Raw genomic sequence first — 20,499 nt, forward strand, 5'->3', positions numbered from 1 at the left:
AGGGGCAAAATGCCCCTTAATCATAAAACCACCTTTTGGCCTTCACCGCTTCAATAATCATTTCAACGGTTAATGGTTTTAGATCACGTTTGGGTGGTTTTCTCTGCCAAAATGCCCTTTCAGCTTCATAGTAATTCAACATATCAAACTTAGAATAATCAACACCATATTTAGTGAAGACATCAATCAATATCTCTGCCAAATCTTCAGGCAACAGCTGCCAATCATCTTGCACTGACCAAAATTTCTGGATAGGAACAATTTCGGGATCCCGCCAGCTTTTCCGGAACCCGTATTTATCGGTTAGATAGTCACAGATCTCTTTATCTAAATTCATTAGAAAGATGGCCATACGATACGGTCAGATGGGCGCGCGATAAGGTTATATTTATTTCTGGTCCTTTTGGAAACTAATTGAAGCATTATTACAATTTGCGCATAACCTAGCCATGGAGTCCATCGACCTATAAATGGGGCGATTTTACTTGTAGGAACCATCTTCATCTTTGAGCCTTTACCCATTGGTGCTTCTAGTCGCACCCCGAATGGCAACCTTTTTTCTTTAAACATCGCTCTGGCTATTTTTGAAATGACACTCGTTCCTGGCGTATTGGTTGCAGCTGATAACTTGCCTGAGATGGGAATCCAAGGCTGGCCAATGATAATCATCACTGTAGCAGAAGTATCCAAGCCTAAGTAATCAGATAAACTTTCTATGAAAATCAGATTAAACAATTCAGGGGCAGTTACATTGGCATGACCATGGTAGAAATAGGTCCCGCCCAACTCTTCGGTTGTGTCCATTCTCAATATCCTTTTGATTAGAAGGGATTAAGAATACTGCTGCATTCATAACCAGGCAATATGTCCCGTCACGTTAATCACTATGTCTATACTTAAAATCTCGCCACGGAGGGAATTTATGTGTGGACGCTTCACGCAGTACGAGCCCCTCTCGCATGACATCGAAGTTCTGGCGCCAGAGCGGCATTGATGACATCCCTATCGACCGCTGCAACGTCGCGCCCGGTATTCGGTTACTGAAGAAAACGGATATTTTTGAAAACAGGTTGAGGGTAATTCAGGGAAAGACAGGGGAGCAACTGGCTATACAATTACCACTGTGTCTGGCAGCGTATGATATGACGCCTGGTGAAGTGAATGAGAGGTGTTTGCAGAATAATAATACGGAGTTCATTCTCAGTTCTGCCAGCAGAAAAACCGGACGCCATCCCGGTGCGCTTCGAGCGGACATAATTACTCAGGCATTCTGGCGCGTCGTTATAAATCAAATGGTAAAAAAAAGACCGAATACTATTTTCGGCCTTTTTAATCATATGGTTAGAGTGGATCATGGCGACAAACTGGCTATATTTGAAAAGTAAAAAATAAAAAAATTTAGCGTCTACAAGCATCCTTAAAATGATAAGGTAGTATGACTAAATGCATAACTACAACCACCACCTAAAACACCAGAAATTGAAGAGGATATGTTCTAAGCTTACTAAATCACATTAAAATATTGCCGATTCCAAACTAGATACAAATGCATCAAGGGATGGAGATTTACCTCTAACATCTACATACAATGAATCGTAGGATAAGGCTTCGACTGTCCTTTGAATGTGTTTCTTAGTTTTGTTGTAGGCCTTCCCGACCGAGTTATAAATTAAATGCAAAGTGTCAGCGGGGTGATCTAGTTCATATGCTCGGCTAGAAGATGGATCGAATCCTGCGTTCACTATATTCTGTAGTTTAATTCCTGCATCAATCCTTGCAAAATGGGTCAATTCCTCCAAAAACCACGCTTCAATTTCTAAAATCGCCAAATGCAAATTAATTGGTAAAGCAGGGTCCATAACCAATCCCAAGTAAAGAGATTGTTGTAATCTTGGGACATCTTGTCTCTTAAAGTCGGGATAGATATCACGTAAACCTATAATTGTTGAATAACCTGCATTTTTAAGATTTTGAAATTGATCTCTGATTTGTGATTTCACTTGAGAATCTGTAGCACAGTTAACCATTAATACAAAAATCTCAGGATTTAGGGTGTTATCTGTCCGTAACTCAACTAAATCCAACAATGATTTATGTTGCTTCCTGACTTCAAAAACAACTCCTCTTTTTCCAGCCAGTTCCTGTATAAGTTTTATAACAAATTCTTGCTCTGTGAGACCTTCAACGAAAATTGCTATTTTTTTACTCATCCCCATTTACCTTCTCGAAAAACTCAGAGGAAAATAAATCAAAGTTACTTAGTCCAATAAATTTAAATTGTTCAAAGGTTTCAGGCGAATTAACTTCATTATAAATCCTCACGATACCACCCTTCCTTTTCATAATAGACCAATATTTTAAAGGGACCTTATTCATTATAAATCTATCATTTGTAGTCATGATTATTTGCAGTTTGCTACTTATTGACTTTTCCATCAAAAAACCAACAATTGCTGTAGCTCTTTCGTAATCTAACCCTTCACCAATATCATCAATTAAGATAATTCGCTCTTCTTTTGAAAAAGAATAAACATTTAGGTTAATGACTAAGGCAAGTGCACGAAACATACCTTGCGACATATGAAATTGAGGCACATCAAAACCTAGTTCTTCTTCCTTTGTAAATAAAGTAAATGCAGAAAAAGGGAAGTCTGGCAGAATTTGCTGAACATTTTTTGCACCTACATCAGTCAAATTATATCCTAACTGGCGCATATCATTAATTACTGCTTTTTGAAATTTTTCCCCATATTTCCTGAGTGCAGAACCATAAGTTTTAACTAAATTGACTGCATCATTATTCACATTTTGCGCGACGTTGCTATTCACATCCATTACTTCTTCAATAGATGATAGTCTTCCGCGTCCAAAATCACTACCAAATAGAATTAAACTTACACTTTGCGCCCACTTATGCAACGTTATTAAATATGGATGTTGTATTTCGTCCCTTCTATTTACTACAGCAATAACGTCTGATGGAAGTTTAAACTCAAAGAAATTTTTTATCTTTTCATAAAAAATCTTACCACTACCATCTTGTTTTCTTTCGAGTTTTAATTCCCCGTCAACCTCTAATACTTCTGAAATAACTGCTTTATTCTCACATAGCATCTGATAATGGAAATGTTGATGCTTGATTTTTAAATGTATATCAAACATACCTGAAGTTAAAATAGGAAAATTACCTAATATAAGCTGAGAAAAAGAATGAAGCACACTAATTAATCGTGATTTACCCGTAGAATTCTTCCCAACGATTAAGTTGCAATTTAAAAAAGTTGCATCATCAAATGACCAAAAATTTGATTTACCTTCGTGTTCCTTATAAGATAACTTCTTAACACTCATTATTTTCCCCTGAATCTACACTGAATTTACAAACACTCTGGAAATGTAAAAAAACAACATCTCCGCCCATAAAACACACGCACATTAAATACTAAATTTAACAGTATCTAGCCTATATAACTCAATGTTGCAACAACTACGCCCAAAACTTTGATGTCTGTGACTAAACATTCAAAATCACCATTAACTCCAGATATTAGCACTTTATTCCCAGGCCTTCTCGATACATTATAAACATCAATTAAACCGTCGATATCCAATACCCATTTCCCATTGGATACCTCAGTCAAACCCCAGGAAACAATCCAAGATTTATTACCCGAAGTAATAAGAATGAGATTTTTAATATTTATATTATCAGGTAAGAAATTTTTATCTAAAACCAGTTCGCAATTTCCTTCAAGCTTGCCTGCGACTAGTGATTTTTTCGCTATTTTTATAATTGAGCTTTTATAAATTGGCTTGGGGAACATCACGCTGTTTTGACTGTGCCTCCCGGTAGCAAGCCAGTGTAAAGACATCCCCGTATCCAGTGAACAAGTAATAACAACTTCAGCGGGGAAATAATCACGACGAATCCAAGTGCTGATAGTAGCCGCCGAAATTCCAAGATGATTACTTAACTCTTTTTGGGTAGTAAAACCATACGCTTGGATAATTCGCTGGAGCACTGCTTTGCCGCCTGAGTTAACGATAATGTTCAGCAGTTTTTGACCAGAAACCATAATATCATTAGGGGAAAACTCCGCACTACCAGAGTTTGCATTTGAATGCACGCCAGTGGCCAACCATGCCAAATCACATTTAGTATCCAGCGCACATCTTACAAACGCACTCCCTGGGACGCTATCACGCTGTATCCAGTTACTTACATTTGCAGCCGAAACCCCTAACTTTTCAGCTAGTTGCTTTTGTGTTTCAACGCCATAAGCAGAAGAAAGGCGTTCCAATATCTCAGAAGAACTACCTTTGCTAAATTCCATACATCACCAAAAATAAACAAATGTTATTTACATAAACTCATTTGTTGATCTAAGATGCAATCACACCACATGTTACACCATAGAACTCAAACAAATCAGAAAGGAGATATTGCTTTATGTCTCATCAGAATGCAATTCAAGAACCTACCGATAAGACGTCACTATCTAAGGAACTGTTAAATTCTGTAGTATCCCAGTTGTTGCCGGCCTTGGAGTCAGCCCTGTCTGCAACTATTGTGAACTCAATCAGTTTGCAACTGACTACACTCGCCAATTCCCCAACAATTTCTAAGAAAGATTTTGCTGCAATTAACGGCATCAGCTCCGCTGTCCTAGAAAAGTGGATCGCGAATGGTGTTGTTCTCCTTGCCCCAACCCCTTCAACCACAATCACCCAGCAGCGCAAAAACCGCAAAACAGGTCAAATGCAAACTGTTGTTATGGAACGTCATGGCAATGCCCTGATCAATCTTGAGGCCTGGCGTGAGAAAAACCGTCAGCAAGCCATCAAGTGCCGCTACATAAATCGTTGAGTCAGATTATTCAAACTAGTAGGGACTAACAATGTTTGATTATCGCGTTTCCAAACACGCTCACTTTGACGATGCATGTAAGGCATTTGTGAATCGTCATAACCTTACCGAACTTGCCGCGCTGATGGGGACTAAACCCCAAATCCTGCGCAATAAGTTCAACACTGAACAACCTCATAAGCTTACCTGTGAAGAAGTTCTTTTAATCACTGATTTGACTGAGGATGCCTCTCTTCTTGATGGCATGCTGGCACAGATAAATTGCCTGCCGTCAGTTCCAGTCAATGAGATTGCTACTTCTAATATTTCTACCTACGCACTACAGGCAACTGCCGCCGTAGGTTCTATTGCAGCTGATGCAGTGAAAGGTGGTGCGGTCAGTTCACAACGCCGTATGTCCTTACTCGAAGGTGTTAATGCTGGTATTCGCCATCTGTCATTGATCGGTTTAGTTGTTCAAGGCCGAGTACAGGCATCACCAGCCCTGGCATCTGCAGTTGGTGCCATTGCAAGCGTCACGACAAATGGGCTGATGTGACTATGGCTGTTTCTATCGCTCGATTTTTAAAACAGCAAAGTCCATCTCGCCACTTCGGCAATGGCTGCATCGAGTTGCCAGGTGGAAAGCGTTGGAACCCTTCAATGTCACAAGCCACTGCCCCACAGGCCGTGAGAAATTCAAAACCGCTTTTAAAGCGTCTTTTTAGTTGAGGTGATTATGTCTTTAGTGAATGAAGAGCATATTCAAATTGGCAAAAAACATCTTTCCAGAATTAAAGAGATGTTTGATTTCAGAAAGAATGTAGCGCAGGAAACATTTGATACTCAGCCGCTGCACATGCGTAGAACAATCTGTTTTCATGCTGGCTTATCTCGCCGCCATCTTGAGATGAAGTTTGCTGAATTAACGCCGACGGAAAGGCATCAAGTAGTTGCGGCGCTAAATTCTTTGCTTGGTTTAACTGAATCACTGCCAAAATTTGTCAGTGATGATGACTGCAAGATAAATATTAAACACTAACCCGAATTCAAATTAATTGGCGTCAACCCGCCGGGCATTTTTTTGCCTAAAAACAGGAGTTCTGCATGAAAAATATGATTGATAACACCCGTCAGAATAGTGTTGATTTGCCAGTTATGGGCATTGATTTAGCTTCACCAGAACGCGATTACACCTCAGTTCCTGATTTATCGTTGATGCTCGACACTGCTCGTAATGAAGAACGCGCCAATCGAGCGGTTGTATTTGCTGGCCGCCTGGAAGCGATTGCCAGTTTTATCCTCAAACGTGAAATGACAGGGATTGAAGCTGCGGAGGCACTACGCATTGAAGCTAACCGAATCCAAAGTGAAGCGGAGGCGTAACAATGGCTGATGTAATCGATACCGCCCAGGAGCGCGCTGATCTCGTCCTTTCCGCCCAAATCCAAGCCGCCCGCGCAACTGTTGCAGGCGTTTCCGCAATGTTCTGCATCGAGTGTAATCGTCCGATACCAGAGGAACGCCGTGCAGCTCTGCCAGGGGTTGAGCTTTGTGTTTACTGCAAAGAACTGGCCGAGTTGAACGCCAGACATTACAGAGGAAACAAGTGATCGTTTTCTCAGTGGCATTACTCATCCTGGCCGGTGTTAACGCTGGCTATCTGGTCATTGATATCAAAGACGGTATGTAATGCAGGCCAGCCGCTTCACTCCGCAGATTAAAACGCCCGAAGTCTGGGCGTTTCCCTGGAATAAACCACGCCAGGCCGTTTCTGGCCTCGAAAGACCGCTTACCCGTGATGAATACAATCAGGGGCAAGCTGTTTTAATCAGAGTAAAAGCCCTCTCTACCGACCTGCGGGAAATTTTCACAGGTCGCCATGCGTATCTGCTGAAAACTCAGGGCATTCACGCCGCCAATAAATACCTGGTTTATGCCCTTGCTCGCAGCATCCTTCCCCGCGTCGAAGCGGTTAATGCCGCTCATGCAATGAATGTTAAAGCCTCCATGAAATTCATGTCTGAGGCCGACACCTATCACAGCCTGCCGAGTATGAGCGATAAACCGCTGCGACGGTTCGCTCAGGACATCGCCGGACAACTCAAAGAAATCTATGAAGACCGTTGTGATCAGCTGCTTGCCCAATACAACGGCGATAATTCGATTCTTTTTGAAGGTGATACTCAGTGCGAGCTGTACAGCGAAATCGCCGGTATGGCACAGGCTTTCAATGTCACGCCGATGTACTGGACAAGATTTTGCAAAGGCAAGCTGAATGCAGTTTCCGCTATCGCAGCCATATCGCGCCTGGTTAATCCGGATTGGTGGTTACGCCAGTTTAAAGGTCAGCGCACCCGCTGGCGTGAATCCTTGCTGATCGCCATCGGCAAGGTTAACCGTGACGCCTCTCCCTATGCCAGTAAGCAGGCTATCCGTGAAGTACGTGCGCGCCGTCTGTCGAATCTCGACTATTTGAAAAGTTGCGACCTGGAAAACATCGAAACCGGCGAGCGTTTCAATCTGATCGACAAAGCGATGGCGAGCATCTCCAATCCTGAGATCCGACGCATGGAACTGATGAGCACCATAGCCGGTACCGAAAAATATGCTGCTGCGAATGGCGACATCGGGATGTTTCTGACCATAACCACCCCGTCCAAATATCACCCAACCCGCATGGTGGGCAAGGGTGATAAAAAACGCGTTCAGCGCAATCACGCCTGGGACAAAGAAGCCTATACCCCGAAAGATGCGCAGCGTTATTTGTGCGGGATCTGGAGCAAAATGCGCACCGCGTTCAAGGATAGCGGTCTGTCTGTTTACGGGATGCGCGTTGTCGAACCTCACCACGACGCTACGCCGCACTGGCACATGATGCTATTCACCAAGCCCGCCATGCGTCAGCGGGTGATCGATATCATGCGCAAATACGCCATGAAGGAAGACGGTGACGAACGCGGTGCAGCTAAAAACCGCTTTGACTGTAAGCATCTCAACCGTGGCGGCGCGGCTGGCTATATTGCCAAATACATCGCAAAGAACATCGACGGTTATGCACTGGAAGGCGAGCGTGACCACGAAACCGGCGAGTTGCTGACTGACTCCGCGGCTGCTGTTACTGCCTGGGCTGCTACCTGGCGTATACCGCAGTTTCATCCTATCGGCCTGCCTACCATGGGTTCATATCGTGAGTGCCGCCGCATCCGTTCCATCAGTCTGACTGAAACCTTTGACGAAGAAGTGGAAGCTGTCCGCGCTGCTGCTGATGCCGGTGATTTTATGGCGTACATGTCAGCCCAGGGCGGCGCAAATGTGCCTCGCGACGATCAAACTGTGCGCGTAGCTCGCCGCGTAGCTGACGAGCTGAACGCATACGATGAAGAAGTGAAAAAGGTTGTGGGCATTTTCGCGCCTCACCTTGGCGACTCCCGTGTTTATGAAACCCGTACAACTCAATGGCGCATCGTTTCTTCCGCCGTTGACGTTGAGGTTTTGACCTTAAAAAGCGCCCCCGGCGCGCCTCGGAGTCCTGTCAATAACTGTGGGTTGGGTGGAAAGGAACAGGCCGAAAATGAGCACGATAACCAAGCTGAAAGCGATGCTACAGGCTCCACTTCATACACTTTACGAACTATTGACTGGACGGACACTGCCGCCGTGAGGGCGATTGTGGCGCAATTCAAAGGGAAGAGAGTTGTTAGACCATCTCTTCATCCAAAGAAAACATGCGAAGAAGGCTTATCGCAAAACATAGCGGAAAAAACCTACGATCATACAGTTGAAATGGAACATCATTCGAGGGAGCATTACCCAAATCAGCAGCAGGCAACGACGTACGACTTTGGGAAGCCATCGGCTGAAGTTGAGAACAAGGAAAATTTATGCACGAAGACGATGAATGGTATAAGGCAGAAGACATAGCGCGATTTGTAGCTAACAAAATAAAACTGTGTAAGAAATGTCGTACAGAGCTGAATTATAAAGAAATATTTTATAATATTGATAAAATTTGCAATCAATGCAAGGGATTGCCGGCTTTTGAAGAAGCAGAACAGCCTCAAACGTCTCCAACTCCTGAAGCTACTCAAACTCCCCAGTCAACACCTGCAATTGACCAGATTGATAATAGCCTTAGCCATTTGCCACCCTTCCAGCGACAACTGTACTCAAAATACCCTCAAATGCAGCAATGGATTGAAAAGTCCGAACAAGAACTGAAGGAGCAGCAAAACAATGGAGGTGTTAAACCTAATGGTAAGCCGCCAATGGAAGAGCAATAAAAAACCAATGCATAATTTTGACCCGTCCATGGCTGACTATTTGAGACAGAATTCGCTGCCATCGGCCTTAACAAACCATCCGCTATGGTTATTATTAAAACAATAACATACAGTTTTTATTGGAATTTGTTAAAGAATAGTAATATTATACTGTATAAATAACCAGTGCGTTGGAGTGAGTAATGGAATCCTCTCATGAGCTAAAGATGGCTTTGATAAAAATCCGGCTTATGGCTGACATCGCACAGTCAGCCCAGTGCAGAAATGACGAGTACGCATTGGTGATGGAAATGATCTCTGATATGGCCGACAGCGTTCTGGATGAAGAAGACACGCAATCAGTGCCGTTCTCTGTTTACGACGATGAAGAATAGCCAGGAATGCGGGCGATCTCTCTTTGACAGCTCTGCATGCAGTGAGTGCATGATTTTGCATTGTGATCGCCCTGCTCTTTTCTCCCCGTGACACCAGTACTGGCGTGGATCACAGTGGATCACGCAACTGCATCAAAAGCACCCCATAAAGCGGGCAGGCGTGGCGGGGATAGCATTGCGCGCAAGATAGTCCACATGCAGTTGCGCCTAGACAAATGCTGAGCTGACATAAGAACACGTTCAGATTAGTAATGTTGGAAATCTAAATATTGGATCTCATATACTTTGCAATGCTAAGCAGTTACTCCTTCAATATCTCGAATATGATACCGCTTGAAATATTCAAGCATAGGAACACTTTTTAAGTGAACATGGTAGGGAAGCATTGCATTTCAGTCTTCTGCGGATGCATACTTATTTTTATTTAATCACAAGGAAGATTTATGGATGCGCAGAAATTTCGAGACTTATGCGATATTGCATTAGCCTCCCCATTGCAAATGAACATGACATCAAAAGAATCTTATGAAAAGATAAAGGAATATTGTCAGGATAAAAACTGGAACATAAGGAAAGATTGTTTACATTTAAGAAAACTTTTAATTTTTGAACACATTAATAACGCAAAAAACCTCAGGCCATATTTTGATATAGTTAGTATGATATGGGATGCTTCCAACTTTCAAATTCAGACCAATAGTGAATTAAAACACACGCCTGAGGATTGGCTTGAAATTATAAAGATTTGCACATATGCAAAAGAGTCGTCTAATTATTTCAATCCTTCACATGACCACCTTGCCCTTCATAAAAAAAACACTGACTTTTCATATGCATGGAAAAAAATAACCCCCCTTGGAATTGATTATCAACTCCATAACAATGAAATATTTATTGACGCTAAATCTTTTAATAGAATCGAAATCATTATCGATGATTTTTTATCTAAAATTGGTGGAGCACGCTGCTTAGAGCTAGTATTTCAGATGCTAGCAAGCCTATTAGATCCCAATCAAGAAAGGTATCTTCTACACAGGAAAACAACTCAGGGTCTCGAGGTAATATCCCCTGAGTACCCGTGGGGCTATATTATCGCATTAGCTGTAAACAATATTGATAAGCCCGGTACATGTAGTTTAAACACTGTTATTGATACTTATAAAAACTTTATCGATTTCCTTAGAGATTTGGTTGCCACTTTCGAAATACAGCCTTATGTAATGTGGGAATCTATGTATGTTGATCCAGAAAGAATAATTAATTTTTTACAAGAAAATGTTCTTTATGATAACTTGATTTCTTTTTTTCAATTTAAAAAAGAATATAGCCTGGAGGTCCTTAGCTATATATCGACGAATCATTCAGACATGAATAAATCGAGCTACGGCATAACTCTTCATCAGATATTCAAAGTTGCTCAAGGGATAATTAAGCTGAGTGATAAAAATACCATTAAAGAACTTTCTTTATCTGAATTGAAGGAGATCTCACAAATTAGTACTCGTAAGCTAATTAATTGCATTAATATTATATTTGAGTCTAACTCGGATGGGAAACTATCATTTCCTCCCTCAAGCGAGAAGATAGATCACGTTTTAAGACCAATAATTAACTTCAAAAAAAATAAATTACTCTTACCATCTAGCATTACTTGTCTAGCAACATTAAATGCAGCAATAAAACAAATTAGCTATCCTAGCAACAATTTCAACAATGCTATCGACAGTAAAATTGGCAAATACCTTGAAAATTTTCTGATTGAGCGATTTCAAAAATCTGGAATTGAAGTTTTTTACGGCGACTTCAAATCCAAAGATCGAAAAACAAATGGAGATTGTGACCTAATAATTACGTCCCCAAATTACATTTATATTTTTGAACTTAAGAAGAAATCATTAACTCGAAAGGCGATGTCTGGAGAAGAGCTTTATCTAATTAAAGATTTAGGTGATAGCGTAATGAGATCACAATCTCAATGCGCCAAAATTGAATACGTACTTTTGAAAGATAAAGAGTTAACTTTGAAGAATGGCAAGAACTCTCATACAATACAATATAATGGAAATCCTATCCAAAAAATATCCTTGAGCCTACATGATTTTGGAGCACTCCAAGACAGCACAGTTTTTAATACTATATTACGGTTATCAGTCCAAACTAATTTTAGCTCTTCAAACGCTGAGTTAGATTCACTATTGGTAAACTGGAGGGCTTATCTTGAAATATTCAATAAATACAACAGATTAACAGAACCCTATAAAAGTGTTAATACGCCACAATTTTTTGATAATTCATTCATGAGCATCCCTCAGATAATGACTATTCTTGATGGATGCAAAAACATTGAATCATTTGACGAAGAATACAATCTAGCCAAAAAAATCACTTTTTCAACCAGAGATTTTTACAAAGAGTACTCTGAAAAAAGAAAACTTAAAAATAAACGATAGGCCGTTTTAACGGCCTATCGTTTCACAGATTATATTTATTGAAAGAAACAGCACATTCATCTAACGAGGTATTAATTTCTTTCATTCTCTCCTGCAGCGGCGTCAGCTCGTTCCTCACGAACACCTGCGCCGCCTTCTCCACATCCCCAAACCCGCCCGCATTATCAGGAATGATTCCCATCATCTGCGGCGGAACGCGGTGCGCGCTCAGCAGATCATCACGGCTGGATTTCTTAATGTTGAAAAAATCATCCTTGGTCGCAACTTCACTCAGCGGCAGAATTTGAATGCCGTCTTTCTTGCCGTTAGGGGCATACATAAACAGGTTGCGGAAGTTTCCCAGGCCTTTGGTGTCTCGCATCGCCTTTCGCATTGAGTCAATATCACTACTACTTTGTGCTGCATCGGTCATATACAAAATGTAGCCCGCATGAGCACCGTTCTGATAATACTTCCGGCGGAACAACGTCGCGGCTTCGTTTAGCCAGGCAGAGTTAAGAGCGCTCAGGTATTCAGGCAAACCGTAAATCTCCTGGTTAATGTCCGGCTCGATCAGGTGAAAGATACTGCCTGTTGCGAACTGGTGCGGTTCCTTCCACCCTTGCACAAACCAGTAACTCCCCTCTTCCACTCCACGTCGCACATATTTAGCCGGCACAGCCTCAAAGCGTAACGGTTCGCCGAGCTGATTGCGGATCAGTTCCAGGTACGCATTCCCGAACACCAGATAGTCCAGCGCGAATTTGCTGAACTCCTGCTGGCTAAGCAACGGATGCGGGATAAACGTTGAAGCGAGAATATTCCGCTTCACGTAAATCGGTGAGCTGTGGTGAACGGCGGCGCGCAGGCTGCGAGCAAGGCCGTCGAAACTGACCGGTGGCTCATACCAGCGGCCGTTACCGGTGCATTCGATGTAATTCAGAATCTCGCGGCGGTCTAAAACCGGCGTCGGATCACCGAAGCTGAATACCTCTGCGCCCTGCGGGCTTTCAGTGGTCGTGGTCTGCGTGGCTTTACGGTATTTACGCTTGCTCATTTAGTAGAACTCCAGAATGTTCGGGCTTTGTCCGCCATTGGCGGCGGTCAGCGGTTCATTTAACAGGGCGTGCATGATTGCCCACGCGACGTCAGCGTGGCTGGCCTCTTCACTGCGGCTGGCTTCGTAGGTTGAACGGTTGCCGCTGGCGGTCATGGTTTTACGGATCGCCATAAACGAAGCAGTGATGTCTGTGTGTCCGGTGTCGTATTCCAGGCGGCCGGAGCTGATGGTGTCTTTTGCTTTTAGTACCAGCGCGGTTTTCACTTCGGGGCTGTAACGGATCTCACGCGCCGCAGGAAAGAACTGCTGAACAAGCTGGAATACACCCTGCCCGATGCCTGTCGCATCGATACCGATGTACTCCACGGCATAACGATTGGTGAGTTCTTCGATACTTTTGGCCTGCGCGGCAAAGTCCATACCCTTCCATTGGTGACGCTCGAGCACGCGAAACTTGCCGCCAAACACTACCGGCGGAGCAATTACCGCGCAGCCTGCGCTGTCGCCGGTGTGCGACGGGTCGTAACCGATCCAGACGGGACGATAGGCAAACGGTCGTTTCAGGTACGGGTCGTAGTCTTCCCACTCGTCCAGGCTGTCCACCATGCAGCCCTGCAACTCGGCGAACGGGAACACCGACGCCTGATCGTCCACGAACTCGCACATCAGCAGGTTTTCATATTCGGCAGGACTGTATTCCAGTTGCAGCTGTTCCAGGTCGAACAGGTTACAGCCGCCTGAAAGCGCATCTTCCACCGTTACAATCTGCCGCCATTGGCCGTCATCGCACAGCACGCCTTTTGACAGGTGCGCGTGCGTGAGATCCAGGTCAATCCTGTCAGATTTATTGCGACGGCCTTTGTTGAACAGTTCGCCCGACCAGAACGGATAGGCGCTGTGTGCCAGACTGGATGGCGTGGAGAAATAGGTGCTACGCCATTTCTTATGCAGCGACATACCGGAAGCCACTTTGCGCAGTTCCTGAAACTTGGGGATCCAGAAGTATTCGTCCAGGTACAGATTGCCTGTATAGCTCTGCGCAGTGCGGACGTTGGTACCGAGAAAAATCAGCCGTGCGCCGTTAGGCAGCACAATCGGGTCGCCTTTTAGATCCACGTCAACCTGTCGCGCAAAGTCGATGATGTAGTTCTTAAAGACATGCGCCTGCGCCTTACTGGCTGACAGGAAAATCTGATTGCGTCCGGTGGTCAGCGCATCAATCAGGGCTTCCCGGGCAAAGTAGAAGGTTGCGCCAATCTGGCGGGACTTGAGGATGTTGCGGATACGATGCTGAAGTCCGGCCTGATGCCATCCGCGCTGATACTCAAACGACGTTTCAATGAAGATGTCGCCGAGTTTCTCAATGGCCTCATCGCTGAAAACATTCTTATCGGGTGCCTTTCGTTCGCCCTTGTTGCGGTTGGCGACGTTCGGGTTTAAATCAGCCTCGCTGCCGGTGTGGTTGTAACGGTTTACCCTTGCCAGGCGTTCAATCTGTCGGCCTAACAGGTCGATCTCTTTGTAGTCCTTCCCCTCTTTTACATCTTTCATGACGAGCTGGATCAGTCGCGCTTCCATGCTGGTTTCCACGCGAGAAATAGGCGCAATGGCCTCCCACTGATCGCGAGTTTTCCAACTCTGCACGGTCGGCGTTTTTTGGCTGAGCATCTCCCCGATTTGCCGCACGGAAAAACCCTGCCAGTAAAGCAGTGCCGCCTGTCGGCGCGGGTCGCTGATGATGGTGGAGTTTGAAATATTCATGCCGTCACGTTACCGGGCAGACAGCCGTTTTTCGCGCTGCCCACGTTGTGCCATCGGGCAACAACCCGCATCGGCTGGCGGCCTGCGGTGACTGTCTGGAAACTAACTCCCGTTCTCAACACTCATTACCGGAGTCAGTCACATGGCAAAGAAAGTATCGAAATGGTTCCGCATCGGGGTCGAAGGCGACACCTGCGACGGCCGCGAAATTGATGCTAACGACATCAAGCAAATGGCGGAGACATACAGCGCGAAAGCCTATGGTGCCCGCGTCAATCTGGAGCACATCAAAGGCGTATTGCCGACCAGCGATTTCCGCCGCTATGGCGACGTGATCCAGCTGAAAGCCGAACAAATTGATGATGCAGCTGAACCGCTGCTGCATGACAAATGGGCGCTGTACGCAATGATCAGCCCGACCGCGGATTTAACGCAGATGGTCGGCGACGGACAGAAGGTTTACACCTCGATGGAGATCAAACGCAACTTCGCCAATTCCAATAAATCCTACCTGGTCGGTCTGGCCGTCACCGACGACCCTGCAAGCCTCGGCACTGAAATGCTGGAGTTCAGCCGCAAAGCCAAACAGAACCCGCTGGCCGGTCGTAAAACCGACCCAGAAAGCCTCTTCACCGTGGCTACCGAAGCACTGATTGAGTTCGAAGAGGCACCGGAATCTACCCCTTCTCTTTTCGCGCTGGTTAAACAAAAACTTTCACGTAAACAGGCGTCTGATGATGCCCGCCTGGCTGATGTTCACGAAGCCGTCAGCGAGGTCGCTCAATACGCTCAGACCGGACTGGATAAGCATGAAAACAGCCTGACCGACCTGCTGAGCCGCGTCGATACCCTGGAAAAATCCACCGCTGCCGAACATGACGCCCTCACTGAATTGAAAGGCAAGTTAGCGCAGACACCGGCGCAGAAGTTCGGCCAGCGTCCGCATGCTACCGGCGGCGCAGGCTTAGACGAGACAGTGACCGACTGCTGATCCGACACATTTAACTCATTCTCAGGAAACATTTCATGAAAAAAGAAACGCGCTTTAAATTTAATGCGTTCCTCTCCCAGCTCGCCAAGCTCAACAACGTTGACGTCGGTACGCTGGACAAGAAATTTAACGTCGAGCCGTCCGTCACGCAGACGCTGATGACCCGGCTACAGGAATCCTCAGAGTTTCTGACCCGTATCAACATCATTCCGGTGGACGAAATGATGGGCGCGAAAGTTGGCGTCGGCGTCACCGGCACGATTGCCAGTACCACCAACACTGATGCGGGTGACGAGCGCGAAACGGCTGATTTCACCAAGCTGGATCAGGAAGGCTACCACTGCACCAAAACCAACTACGATTTCCACTGGATGTACAGCAAGCTGGATTTGTGGGCGCGATATAACGATTTTCAAACCCGCCTGCGTGACGCCATTATTAAGCGTCAGGCATTGGATCGCATCCTTGTCGGCTTTAACGGTATTTCCCGCGCACCGACGTCTAACCGCGTTCAGAATCCGCTGTTGCAGGATGTCGGCGTGGGCTGGTTGCAAAAATACCGCCTGAATGCCCCGACCAAAGTGATGGGCATGATTGTCGCCGAAGATGGCACCGTGACCAATGAGGCGGTAAAAGTCGGTGGCAAAGGTGAATACAAAAACCTCGACGCGCTGGTCTTTGATGCAGTAAATGAACTGATCGACCCCATCTATCAGGACGACACCGAACTGGTGGTTATCTGCGGCCGCAAGCTGCTCGCGGATAAGTATTTCCCGCTGATCAACAAACAGCAGCCGAACACTGAGGCAATGGCTGCCGATCTGATCATCAGTCAGAAACGCATCGGCAATCTGCCCGCCGTGCGTGTGCCCGGCTTCCCTGCCAATGCCATGCTGATCACCCGTCTGGATAACCTGTCCATTTACTGGCAGGACGGCACGCACCGCCGCCACGTTGAGGAAGTACCAAAGCGTGACCGTATCGAAAACTACGAATCCATTAACGAGGATTACGTGGTGGAAGACTACGGCTGCGGTTGCCTGATCGAAAACATCGAAGTGACCGCCGGAGAAGACGAAACCGCTGAAAAGGCCGAACTCAGCAAATTCACCTCGGCGATCGTTGATGCCATCAAAACTGCATCCGGTACCACTGCACCGGCAGCTCAGGAGTAAGCCATGACCAGCCCTGCCCGACGTCATTTGTTGCGGCAGTCAGCTATCGAAGCCGCGCAGCAGGATACCAGCCTGCTGCGTCATGCCACCGGCTATGAACTGCTGCTGCAAAAGCTTAATGCTGACCAGAAAGCCCTGAAGAAAGCCTATTCCGCTGAGAAAAAGGCAGAACTCAAACGCAAGATGCTGCCCGCATATGCGCCGTGGGTGGCGGGCGTTCTCGCTGAGGGTAAAGGCGCTCAGGACGCCATCCTGATGACCATCATGATCTGGCGTATTGATGCCGGTGACTACGCCGGTGCGCTGGAAATTGCCCGCTATGCGCTGCATTACAAGCTGGCGATGCCGTTCGGCAAACGCCCTGCCGGTTATGCACTGGCGGAGGAAATCGCCGACATGAGCGCCCGCGCTCATGCTGCCGGTGAGCCGGTCAGTCTCGATGTACTGATGACCACGATGGAACTGACTGACAGTCAGGACATGCCGGATCAGGTACGCGCCAAGCTGCACAAAATCACCGGCTATCTGTATCGCGACGCGGAAAAACTGCCGCTCGCCCTGCAACACCTGAAACGCGCCTTACAGTTGAACAGCAACTGCGGCGTTAAAAAGGATATTGAGCGGTTGGAGTCAGCCATCAAAAAGGCGGCCAACGGCTAAACAGAACGCGCCCCGCGCCGGACGGCACGCCAGCCGCGACAGGTCTGTGACCTCGTTCAACGCTGGCGTCCACCGTCCCCTATTCAGAGGTCACTATGTCTCTTGTTGTACCTGCACCAAAGCCGGACGCCGCGACGGAACCCGCGATCAAAAACACGCACTTCTGGCCGGATATCAATCCGGTGGAGTTGCGGGACACGCTGCGCCTGGAAGGAACGGTGACCGCCAAACGACTGCGAGCCGTCATTAAGTACGCGCTGACCGAAGTGAACGCTGAGCTTTACAGCTACCGCGTTGCACAGGTGGCTCAGGGATACAAAACCCTCTCTGATGTCCAGGCAGACCAGATTGATGACGAAAGTATCAAAGTCTGTGCCTACCTGCGGGCGGTTTCATCCATTACGGCTGCCATTCTTGCGGAACGATATCCGAACAGTGATACCACCGATGCTGGCAGTAAAAAGGCCGAGATTGTCGAAAGCACCGTTGATGATTTATGGCGGGACGGACGCAATGCCATCAGCGACGTCGCCGGTGTGTCTCACTGCATCATCGGGCTGCTCTGATGAAAGTCACTGCCGAACAGGGCGACACCGTGGATCTGCTTTGCTGGCGGTATTACGGGCGCACGGGATCGGTAGTTGAACAGGTTTACGCGGCTAACGTTGGTTTAGCCGCACAGGGGGCAATTCTGCCCCATGGCTACGCGGTGGAGCTGCCGGACATAACCCAGGCCGCAGTCAGCGAAACCGTCTCACTTTGGGACTGATGACCATGGAGCGCATCACCTCGTTTATCTGTTACTGCGTCGCGGCCTTTCTTGCCTGGCTCGGCGCAATGTCACCGCAGGATATCGCCTTTCTGGTGGGTGCAGGCGTCGGCGTCGCCACCTTCCTGGTGAACTGGTACTACCGGCGCAAAACCTACCGCCTGCTGAAAGCAATGGGCGTCAGGGGGGACATTAATGCAGCCATCAATCGTTAGACGCTGCGCCGTCGCCGCCGTCCTGGCGATTGCCGCGCTGCTGCCGCAAACGCAGACCCTGAAAACCTCCGCCGCCGGTCTGGCACTGATTGCTGATTTTGAAGGCTGCCGCCTGTCCGCCTATCAGTGCAGCGCGGGCGTCTGGACAAACGGCATCGGGCACACCGCAGGCGTGAAGCCGCAAACGCACATCAGCGAACGTCAGGCCGCCGTGAATCTGGTGGAAGACGTGATGCGGGTGGAGAAAGGCATTGCGCGCTGTATGCCTGTTGCCATTCCGCAGCCGGTGTATGACGCCGTGGTGTCCTTTGCCTTTAACGTCGGCGTGGCGGCGGCGTGCAAATCAACGTTAGGTTTTTTCATCAACAAAGGGCAATGGCGGGACGCCTGCGAACAGTTTCCGCGCTGGGTGTTTGTGAACGGTGAACGCATCACCGGGCTGGAACGCCGCCGTGCGAATGAGCTGGCTTACTGTCTGCGGGGAGTCTGATGCGCATTGTGATTATTTTATTGCTGGCAGCCTGCGCGCTGGCGGGGCTGCAAACCTGGCGTATTGGTGGCCTGCATGATGAAGCTGAACAGGCGCAGCGCATTATCGGCACCCTGTCCGCCTGTATTGAAAGCCGCGACAACGCCATTCACCGCCTGAACGATGAGGCCGTAACGCGGGAACGCCAGGAACAAAGCCTGCGCACCCAGCTCGCACGGGCAAGTCAGGAGGCGCGGGATCGTGAAGTTCACCTTCAAAGGTTACTCAATGAAAATCAGGAAATGCGCGATTGGTATGCAGCTCGTCTGCCTGACGGTATTGGCCGGATGCACCAACGCCCCGCCTTTGCCAGCGCCGCAGATTATTTACGTTGGCTGTCCGGCGGTAACGAGTTGCCCGATACCGGCAAGCTCACCGGCCACTAACGGCGATTTAAGCAGTGACGTCAGAAACCTGGAGGCCGCGCTGACGGCCTGCGGCCTCCAGGTGGAAGCGGTCAAACAATGCCAGGAGGAACACCGTGTTAAAACCCGCACAGCTGCGAAAAGCCTTAACTGACGCCGTGCCGGTGCTGCAAACCAGCCCCGACCAACTGCGGATGTTTGTGGATAACGGGCGTATCGTTTCCACGTTAGCCAGTTCGCTGTCGTTTGAATACCAGTACCAGACCGAGCTGCTGATCACCAACTTTGCCCAGGACTGCGATCTGATTATTGTGCCGATCCTGGCGTGGCTGCGTGAGAACCAGCCGGACATTATGGCGACACCGGAAAAACAGCAGACTGGCTTTAAATTTAAGGCCGATATGCTGGATGATGGTTCCTACGATATCGCGATTGATGTGCAGCTCACCGAGCGCGTGATCGTGAAACAGATTGATGCCGGTCTGCACGTTGAACACTATCCGGAACCGCCCCTGCCGGAGCCGGTACAAAGGCCGCGCGAGCTGTACCTGCACGGCGAGTTAGTGAGTCAGTGGAATGAGTGAGCTGTCAGCGTTTGATACCCGTCTGGCGGGACTGATTGCTGCGTTGTCACCGCAAAGCCGGAAGGCAATGGCGGCGACCATTGCGAAGCGTCTGCGCAAACATCAGCAGCAGCGTATTAAGCAGCAGGTCACACCAGAAGGGCAGCCGTTCACCCCGCGACGCCCGCAGCCTTTGCGGGCAAAGAAAGGCCGCATCAAGCGGGAAATGTTCGCCAAACTGCGCACGGCTAAATACATGAAAGCCAAAGGTACCGCTGACGACGCGGTGGTGGAATTTACCGGGCAGGTTCAGCGCATTGCTAAGGTGCATCAGTACGGCTTACGGGATCGCCCGTTCCTCCGGGCAAAAGAAATGCAGTATCCGGAGAGGCCATTGTTAGGGCTGGATGGGGAAGATATGAAAATTGTCGAAGATGAATTGCTGAAACTGTTACGTTAATGAATAAAAAATTTTGATT

30 protein-coding genes are annotated in these 20,499 nt (G+C 47.4%); 22 read left to right on the top strand and 8 right to left on the bottom strand.

The annotated features are described in order from the left end of the window. Positions 1-16: 16 nt before the first annotated feature. Both EVX52_RS01670 and EVX52_RS01675 read right to left on the bottom strand, forming a co-directional pair. Positions 17-337, bottom strand: a complete 321-nt coding sequence (locus EVX52_RS01670; protein ID WP_165383692.1) for a DUF1493 family protein — start codon at positions 335-337, stop codon at positions 17-19. Beyond that, a complete protein-coding gene (locus EVX52_RS01675) occupies positions 337-804 on the bottom strand; it encodes an STM2901 family protein (RefSeq protein WP_129951763.1) in 468 nt (155 codons plus the stop codon). Before EVX52_RS01675 ends, EVX52_RS01670 begins: the two co-directional genes overlap by 1 nt. Before the next feature lie 122 nt (positions 805-926). Between EVX52_RS01675 and EVX52_RS01680 the strand changes: the two genes are divergently transcribed. Further along, a complete protein-coding gene (locus EVX52_RS01680; protein WP_129990461.1) occupies positions 927-1,385 on the top strand; it encodes a hypothetical protein in 459 nt (152 codons plus the stop codon). Between the two features lie 129 nt (positions 1,386-1,514). Here EVX52_RS01680 and EVX52_RS01685 read toward each other — a convergent pair whose 3' ends face one another. The 3 genes from EVX52_RS01685 to EVX52_RS01695 all read right to left on the bottom strand — a co-directional run bounded on the left by EVX52_RS01685 (position 1,515) and on the right by EVX52_RS01695 (position 4,334). Next, positions 1,515-2,210 carry a DUF4276 family protein gene (locus tag EVX52_RS01685; protein WP_165385155.1) on the bottom strand — a complete coding sequence of 232 codons (696 nt, stop codon included), beginning with the start codon at positions 2,208-2,210 and terminating at the stop codon, positions 1,515-1,517. Continuing rightward, on the bottom strand, positions 2,203-3,351 hold the full coding sequence (locus EVX52_RS01690; RefSeq protein WP_129990463.1) for an ATP-binding protein: 1,149 nt from the start codon (positions 3,349-3,351) through the stop codon (positions 2,203-2,205). The genes EVX52_RS01685 and EVX52_RS01690 overlap by 8 nt, the downstream gene beginning before the upstream one ends. Positions 3,352-3,458: 107 nt before the next feature. Next, positions 3,459-4,334, bottom strand: a complete 876-nt coding sequence (locus tag EVX52_RS01695; RefSeq protein WP_129990464.1) for a phage repressor protein CI — start codon at positions 4,332-4,334, stop codon at positions 3,459-3,461. Between the two features lie 116 nt (positions 4,335-4,450). Between EVX52_RS01695 and EVX52_RS01700 the strand changes: the two genes are divergently transcribed. The 10 genes from EVX52_RS01700 to EVX52_RS01740 all read left to right on the top strand — a co-directional run bounded on the left by EVX52_RS01700 (position 4,451) and on the right by EVX52_RS01740 (position 11,953). Then, positions 4,451-4,867: a hypothetical protein gene (locus EVX52_RS01700; protein WP_129990465.1), complete on the top strand. Its 417-nt coding sequence runs from the start codon at positions 4,451-4,453 to the stop codon at positions 4,865-4,867. Positions 4,868-4,898: 31 nt separating this feature from the next. Next, positions 4,899-5,405 (top strand): phage regulatory CII family protein, encoded by a 507-nt coding sequence (locus EVX52_RS01705; RefSeq protein WP_129990466.1) that lies wholly within the window; start codon positions 4,899-4,901, stop codon positions 5,403-5,405. A gap of 2 nt (positions 5,406-5,407) precedes the next feature. Then, the gene (locus EVX52_RS01710; RefSeq protein WP_129990467.1) at positions 5,408-5,578 is read left to right on the top strand and encodes a phage filamentation protein Fil family protein; all 171 of its coding nucleotides are present in this window, start codon (positions 5,408-5,410) and stop codon (positions 5,576-5,578) included. A 7-nt stretch (positions 5,579-5,585) separates the two neighbouring features. Then, a complete protein-coding gene (locus EVX52_RS01715) occupies positions 5,586-5,888 on the top strand; it encodes a hypothetical protein (protein WP_129990468.1) in 303 nt (100 codons plus the stop codon). A 65-nt stretch (positions 5,889-5,953) separates the two neighbouring features. Continuing rightward, entirely contained in the window at positions 5,954-6,232 is a 279-nt protein-coding gene (locus EVX52_RS01720) for a DUF2732 family protein (protein ID WP_240783421.1), read from the top strand. A gap of 2 nt (positions 6,233-6,234) precedes the next feature. Next, positions 6,235-6,459, top strand: a complete 225-nt coding sequence (locus tag EVX52_RS01725; protein ID WP_120506006.1) for a TraR/DksA family transcriptional regulator — start codon at positions 6,235-6,237, stop codon at positions 6,457-6,459. A gap of 79 nt (positions 6,460-6,538) precedes the next feature. Beyond that, positions 6,539-8,770 carry a replication endonuclease gene (locus EVX52_RS01730; RefSeq protein WP_240783422.1) on the top strand — a complete coding sequence of 744 codons (2,232 nt, stop codon included), beginning with the start codon at positions 6,539-6,541 and terminating at the stop codon, positions 8,768-8,770. Next, positions 8,731-9,129: a hypothetical protein gene (locus EVX52_RS01735; protein ID WP_129990469.1), complete on the top strand. Its 399-nt coding sequence runs from the start codon at positions 8,731-8,733 to the stop codon at positions 9,127-9,129. The genes EVX52_RS01730 and EVX52_RS01735 overlap by 40 nt, the downstream gene beginning before the upstream one ends. 206 nt (positions 9,130-9,335) lie before the next feature. Next, entirely contained in the window at positions 9,336-9,503 is a 168-nt protein-coding gene (locus EVX52_RS25235; protein WP_165385156.1) for a hypothetical protein, read from the top strand. Between the two features lie 443 nt (positions 9,504-9,946). Next, positions 9,947-11,953: a hypothetical protein gene (locus tag EVX52_RS01740; RefSeq protein ID WP_129990470.1), complete on the top strand. Its 2,007-nt coding sequence runs from the start codon at positions 9,947-9,949 to the stop codon at positions 11,951-11,953. Between the two features lie 22 nt (positions 11,954-11,975). Here EVX52_RS01740 and EVX52_RS01745 read toward each other — a convergent pair whose 3' ends face one another. From EVX52_RS01745 to EVX52_RS25650, 3 genes are read right to left on the bottom strand one after another with little or no spacing between them, the layout of a single operon-like run. Beyond that, the gene (locus EVX52_RS01745; protein ID WP_129990471.1) at positions 11,976-12,989 is read right to left on the bottom strand and encodes a phage portal protein; all 1,014 of its coding nucleotides are present in this window, start codon (positions 12,987-12,989) and stop codon (positions 11,976-11,978) included. Next, the gene (locus EVX52_RS01750) at positions 12,990-14,753 is read right to left on the bottom strand and encodes a terminase ATPase subunit family protein (protein WP_129990472.1); all 1,764 of its coding nucleotides are present in this window, start codon (positions 14,751-14,753) and stop codon (positions 12,990-12,992) included. It abuts the gene before it with no gap. Further along, complete coding sequence (locus tag EVX52_RS25650; RefSeq protein ID WP_255466637.1) at positions 14,750-14,872, bottom strand: hypothetical protein; 123 nt, start codon at positions 14,870-14,872, stop codon at positions 14,750-14,752. Before EVX52_RS25650 ends, EVX52_RS01750 begins: the two co-directional genes overlap by 4 nt. Before the next feature lie 23 nt (positions 14,873-14,895). Between EVX52_RS25650 and EVX52_RS01755 the strand changes: the two genes are divergently transcribed. The 11 genes from EVX52_RS01755 (at position 14,896) to EVX52_RS01805 (ending at position 20,480) form a co-directional block, all read left to right on the top strand. Next, a complete protein-coding gene (locus EVX52_RS01755; RefSeq protein WP_129990473.1) occupies positions 14,896-15,744 on the top strand; it encodes a GPO family capsid scaffolding protein in 849 nt (282 codons plus the stop codon). Between the two features lie 35 nt (positions 15,745-15,779). Continuing rightward, complete coding sequence (locus EVX52_RS01760) at positions 15,780-16,919, top strand: phage major capsid protein, P2 family (RefSeq protein ID WP_129990474.1); 1,140 nt, start codon at positions 15,780-15,782, stop codon at positions 16,917-16,919. 3 nt (positions 16,920-16,922) lie between these two features. Beyond that, positions 16,923-17,579: a phage terminase small subunit gene (gene gpM / locus EVX52_RS01765; protein WP_129990475.1), complete on the top strand. Its 657-nt coding sequence runs from the start codon at positions 16,923-16,925 to the stop codon at positions 17,577-17,579. A 95-nt stretch (positions 17,580-17,674) separates the two neighbouring features. Next, on the top strand, positions 17,675-18,145 hold the full coding sequence (locus EVX52_RS01770; RefSeq protein WP_129990476.1) for a head completion/stabilization protein: 471 nt from the start codon (positions 17,675-17,677) through the stop codon (positions 18,143-18,145). Further along, entirely contained in the window at positions 18,145-18,348 is a 204-nt protein-coding gene (locus EVX52_RS01775; protein WP_129990477.1) for a tail protein X, read from the top strand. The genes EVX52_RS01770 and EVX52_RS01775 overlap by 1 nt, the downstream gene beginning before the upstream one ends. A 5-nt stretch (positions 18,349-18,353) precedes the next feature. Further along, the gene (locus EVX52_RS01780; protein WP_126124294.1) at positions 18,354-18,563 is read left to right on the top strand and encodes a holin; all 210 of its coding nucleotides are present in this window, start codon (positions 18,354-18,356) and stop codon (positions 18,561-18,563) included. Next, positions 18,544-19,053 (top strand): lysozyme, encoded by a 510-nt coding sequence (locus EVX52_RS01785; protein ID WP_129990478.1) that lies wholly within the window; start codon positions 18,544-18,546, stop codon positions 19,051-19,053. The genes EVX52_RS01780 and EVX52_RS01785 overlap by 20 nt, the downstream gene beginning before the upstream one ends. Then, the gene (gene lysB / locus EVX52_RS01790) at positions 19,053-19,478 is read left to right on the top strand and encodes an Rz-like lysis system protein LysB (RefSeq protein ID WP_129990479.1); all 426 of its coding nucleotides are present in this window, start codon (positions 19,053-19,055) and stop codon (positions 19,476-19,478) included. The genes EVX52_RS01785 and lysB overlap by 1 nt, the downstream gene beginning before the upstream one ends. After that, entirely contained in the window at positions 19,372-19,611 is a 240-nt protein-coding gene (gene lysC, locus EVX52_RS25425) for an Rz1-like lysis system protein LysC (RefSeq protein ID WP_240783423.1), read from the top strand. The genes lysB and lysC overlap by 107 nt, the downstream gene beginning before the upstream one ends. Beyond that, positions 19,574-20,041, top strand: a complete 468-nt coding sequence (locus EVX52_RS01800) for a phage tail protein (protein WP_129990480.1) — start codon at positions 19,574-19,576, stop codon at positions 20,039-20,041. Before lysC ends, EVX52_RS01800 begins: the two co-directional genes overlap by 38 nt. Next, the gene (locus EVX52_RS01805) at positions 20,034-20,480 is read left to right on the top strand and encodes a phage virion morphogenesis protein (protein WP_129990481.1); all 447 of its coding nucleotides are present in this window, start codon (positions 20,034-20,036) and stop codon (positions 20,478-20,480) included. Before EVX52_RS01800 ends, EVX52_RS01805 begins: the two co-directional genes overlap by 8 nt. The last annotated feature ends 19 nt before the right edge of the window (positions 20,481-20,499 follow it).

Source organism: Rahnella sp. CFA14(1/10) (assembly GCF_004195095.1).
GTDB lineage: Bacteria > Pseudomonadota > Gammaproteobacteria > Enterobacterales > Enterobacteriaceae > Rahnella > Rahnella perminowiae.

What these genes read in the sequence shown, in the direction of transcription:
- EVX52_RS01670 (WP_165383692.1), bottom strand. Translation starts at nt 337, where the DNA reads ATGAATTTAGATAAAGAGATCTGTGACTATCTAACCGATAAATACGGG.
- EVX52_RS01675 (WP_129951763.1), bottom strand. Translation starts at nt 804, where the DNA reads ATGGACACAACCGAAGAGTTGGGCGGGACCTATTTCTACCATGGTCAT.
- EVX52_RS01685 (WP_165385155.1), bottom strand. Translation starts at nt 2,210, where the DNA reads ATGAGTAAAAAAATAGCAATTTTCGTTGAAGGTCTCACAGAGCAAGAA.
- EVX52_RS01690 (WP_129990463.1), bottom strand. Translation starts at nt 3,351, where the DNA reads ATGAGTGTTAAGAAGTTATCTTATAAGGAACACGAAGGTAAATCAAAT.
- EVX52_RS01695 (WP_129990464.1), bottom strand. Translation starts at nt 4,334, where the DNA reads ATGGAATTTAGCAAAGGTAGTTCTTCTGAGATATTGGAACGCCTTTCT.
- EVX52_RS01700 (WP_129990465.1), top strand. Translation starts at nt 4,451, where the DNA reads ATGTCTCATCAGAATGCAATTCAAGAACCTACCGATAAGACGTCACTA.
- EVX52_RS01705 (WP_129990466.1), top strand. Translation starts at nt 4,899, where the DNA reads ATGTTTGATTATCGCGTTTCCAAACACGCTCACTTTGACGATGCATGT.
- EVX52_RS01710 (WP_129990467.1), top strand. Translation starts at nt 5,408, where the DNA reads ATGGCTGTTTCTATCGCTCGATTTTTAAAACAGCAAAGTCCATCTCGC.
- EVX52_RS01715 (WP_129990468.1), top strand. Translation starts at nt 5,586, where the DNA reads ATGTCTTTAGTGAATGAAGAGCATATTCAAATTGGCAAAAAACATCTT.
- EVX52_RS01720 (WP_240783421.1), top strand. Translation starts at nt 5,954, where the DNA reads ATGAAAAATATGATTGATAACACCCGTCAGAATAGTGTTGATTTGCCA.
- EVX52_RS01725 (WP_120506006.1), top strand. Translation starts at nt 6,235, where the DNA reads ATGGCTGATGTAATCGATACCGCCCAGGAGCGCGCTGATCTCGTCCTT.
- EVX52_RS01730 (WP_240783422.1), top strand. Translation starts at nt 6,539, where the DNA reads ATGCAGGCCAGCCGCTTCACTCCGCAGATTAAAACGCCCGAAGTCTGG.
- EVX52_RS01735 (WP_129990469.1), top strand. Translation starts at nt 8,731, where the DNA reads ATGCACGAAGACGATGAATGGTATAAGGCAGAAGACATAGCGCGATTT.
- EVX52_RS25235 (WP_165385156.1), top strand. Translation starts at nt 9,336, where the DNA reads ATGGCTTTGATAAAAATCCGGCTTATGGCTGACATCGCACAGTCAGCC.
- EVX52_RS01740 (WP_129990470.1), top strand. Translation starts at nt 9,947, where the DNA reads ATGGATGCGCAGAAATTTCGAGACTTATGCGATATTGCATTAGCCTCC.
- EVX52_RS01745 (WP_129990471.1), bottom strand. Translation starts at nt 12,989, where the DNA reads ATGAGCAAGCGTAAATACCGTAAAGCCACGCAGACCACGACCACTGAA.
- EVX52_RS01750 (WP_129990472.1), bottom strand. Translation starts at nt 14,753, where the DNA reads ATGAATATTTCAAACTCCACCATCATCAGCGACCCGCGCCGACAGGCG.
- EVX52_RS01755 (WP_129990473.1), top strand. Translation starts at nt 14,896, where the DNA reads ATGGCAAAGAAAGTATCGAAATGGTTCCGCATCGGGGTCGAAGGCGAC.
- EVX52_RS01760 (WP_129990474.1), top strand. Translation starts at nt 15,780, where the DNA reads ATGAAAAAAGAAACGCGCTTTAAATTTAATGCGTTCCTCTCCCAGCTC.
- gpM (WP_129990475.1), top strand. Translation starts at nt 16,923, where the DNA reads ATGACCAGCCCTGCCCGACGTCATTTGTTGCGGCAGTCAGCTATCGAA.
- EVX52_RS01770 (WP_129990476.1), top strand. Translation starts at nt 17,675, where the DNA reads ATGTCTCTTGTTGTACCTGCACCAAAGCCGGACGCCGCGACGGAACCC.
- EVX52_RS01775 (WP_129990477.1), top strand. Translation starts at nt 18,145, where the DNA reads ATGAAAGTCACTGCCGAACAGGGCGACACCGTGGATCTGCTTTGCTGG.
- EVX52_RS01780 (WP_126124294.1), top strand. Translation starts at nt 18,354, where the DNA reads ATGGAGCGCATCACCTCGTTTATCTGTTACTGCGTCGCGGCCTTTCTT.
- EVX52_RS01785 (WP_129990478.1), top strand. Translation starts at nt 18,544, where the DNA reads ATGCAGCCATCAATCGTTAGACGCTGCGCCGTCGCCGCCGTCCTGGCG.
- lysB (WP_129990479.1), top strand. Translation starts at nt 19,053, where the DNA reads ATGCGCATTGTGATTATTTTATTGCTGGCAGCCTGCGCGCTGGCGGGG.
- EVX52_RS01805 (WP_129990481.1), top strand. Translation starts at nt 20,034, where the DNA reads ATGAGTGAGCTGTCAGCGTTTGATACCCGTCTGGCGGGACTGATTGCT.